Below are 246 nucleotides of genomic sequence, written 5' to 3'. Positions count from 1 at the left end.
ATGCCCAAATGCTGCTCTTCTGTCGTATCTATATAACGTTCAGGAATTAATCACGCCGTTAAAGCAGCCGTCATCGTCGACCGTCGCTGCGGTCGCTCGATTCTTGAAGCTATGGTGGTTGCGCCGAGCGTGCAGCGAGAGCGTCGCCGCCACCTTGAGCACCTGTTCACGCATCCGGCTCAGGCTCCAACCCTGCCGGGTCTGGCGCCCCAGCAAGCAGCGAAGGCCATGCAGAACCTGATAGGC

At 58.9% G+C, this 246-nt stretch carries 1 protein-coding gene; it reads right to left on the bottom strand.

What is annotated here, in order from left to right; translation table 11 throughout:
• Positions 1–39: 39 nt before the first annotated feature.
• A partial coding sequence (locus IZU87_RS17545; RefSeq protein WP_213115394.1) for a hypothetical protein occupies positions 40–246 on the bottom strand: 207 nt, incomplete at its 5' end.

Source organism: Cobetia sp. MC34, from assembly GCF_018340035.1.
GTDB lineage: Bacteria > Pseudomonadota > Gammaproteobacteria > Pseudomonadales > Halomonadaceae > Cobetia > Cobetia amphilecti.
Note: the sequence above shows the minus strand (reverse complement) of the source record. Positions and strands in the feature narration are given on the sequence as shown.